Annotated in this window: 1 protein-coding gene and 1 pseudogene; both read left to right on the top strand. The window is 29.5% G+C overall.

What is annotated here, in order from left to right:
* Positions 1-684, top strand: a 684-nt coding sequence (locus J7G74_RS16305; protein ID WP_297137337.1) for a phosphoribosylamine--glycine ligase, incomplete at its 5' end; no start/stop codon positions are given.
* A 23-nt stretch (positions 685-707) separates the two neighbouring features.
* Positions 708-1,998, top strand: a pseudogene (locus tag J7G74_RS16300) (phosphoribosylformylglycinamidine synthase); the annotation flags it as partial.

Below are 1,998 nucleotides of genomic sequence, written 5' to 3'. Positions count from 1 at the left end.
GGTATAGAAACTTCTATATTAGCTTTTGTGGATAATGATACTATAGTTCCTATGGTAAGTGCTAAAGATCACAAGAAAGTTTATGACGGAGAAACTGGACTAAATACTGGTGGCATGGGAACATTTTCTCCTAGTGAAATATATACAGAAGAGTTAGCTAAGGAAATAAAGGAAAAAGTTTTAGATAAAACTTTAGAAGGATTCCAAAAAGACAATTTAAATTATAAAGGAATATTATTTGTTGGACTTATGATAACTGATGATGGAGCTAAAGTTTTAGAGTATAATGTAAGATTTGGTGATCCTGAAACACAATCAGTATTGTTTAGACTAGATACAGACTTAAATAAAATAATGAATGCAATATTAGATAATAATCTTAAAAATATAGATATTAAATATTCGAAAGAAGAAGCTATTTGCGTAATGCTCACTTGTGGAGGATATCCTGAAGCTTATGAAAAGGGAAAAGTAATAACAGGACTTGAAAATTTAGATTCTGATATAGTTGTATTCCACAGTGGAACGAAGTTTGATGGTGATAATATAGTTACTAATGGTGGAAGGGTAATTGGAATAACTTCAAAGGGAAGTTCAGTTAAAGAGGCGTCTGATAAAGTTTACGAAAATATTAAAAAAATAAACTTTGAAGGAATGCATTATAGAAAAGATATATGGAAATAGATTTTCAAATTGGAGGAATATTAATGAATACTGCTACTTTACAAACAAGTGTAAGAAGAGTTTTAGTTGAAAAAAGACCAGGATTTGATTTAGAAGCTCAAAGTCTAAAGAAAGATTTAATAGAAAGTTTACACATAAATACAATAGAAAGTATAAGAATTTTAAATAGATATGATGTAGAAGGTTTATCAGAAGAAGTTTTCTATAATGCAGCTAAAACTATATTTTCAGAAACAAACTTAGATATTGTTTATTATGATGAATTAGAAAATATAGATAAAAATGATAAAGTATTTGCTATTGAGTATTTACCAGGTCAGTATGATCAAAGGGGTGACTGGGCAGCTCAATGTATACAAATAGTTAATGAGGGGAAAAGACCTAATATAAGCACTGCTAAGGTATATATATTATCTAGAAATATAAGCGATGAAGACTATTCTAGAATAAAATCATATTGTATAAATCCTGTAGACAGTAGAGAAGCTAGTTTAGAAATACCTAATACATTAGAAATGAAAGTTGAGATACCAACAAGTGTAGAAATATTAGATGGTTTTATAGATTATACACTAGAAGAATTAGAAGGATTCTTAAATAATCAAGGATTAGCTATGGCTTTAGCTGATTTACAACATGTTCAAGAATATTTCAAAAATGAAGAAAAAAGAAATCCTACTATAACAGAAATAAAGGTATTAGATACTTATTGGTCAGACCATTGTAGACATACTACTTTTATGACTAAGATAGAAGATGTAAAAATAGAAGATGGAAAATATAATGAAATTATAAAAGAATCATATGAGATGTATCTTGATTCTAGAAATCGTGTTTATGTAGATAGACAAAAGGACATTTGCCTTATGGATATAGCTACTATAGCTATGAAGCAATTAAGAAAAGAAGGTAAATTAGAGGATTTAGATGAGAGTGAAGAAATAAATGCTTGTAGTATAAATGTAGATGTGAATGTTGATGGAAAAATAGAAAAGTATTTAGTTATGTTCAAAAATGAAACTCATAACCATCCAACAGAAATAGAGCCATTTGGTGGAGCTGCTACTTGTTTAGGTGGAGCAATAAGAGATCCACTTTCAGGAAGAAGTTACGTATACCAAGCAATGCGTGTTACTGGAAGTGCAGACCCTAGAACATCTTTAGAAGACACATTACCAGGAAAGTTGATGCAAAAGAAAATAACTACAGAAGCAGCTAATGGATATTGTTCTTATGGTAATCAAATAGGATTAACTACTGGTCAAGTCTCAGAAGTGTATGATGAAGATTTTGTAGCTAAAAGAATGGAAATAG

Source organism: Terrisporobacter sp. (genome assembly GCF_017888745.1).
GTDB lineage: Bacteria > Bacillota > Clostridia > Peptostreptococcales > Peptostreptococcaceae > Terrisporobacter.
Note: the sequence above shows the minus strand (reverse complement) of the source record. Positions and strands in the feature narration are given on the sequence as shown.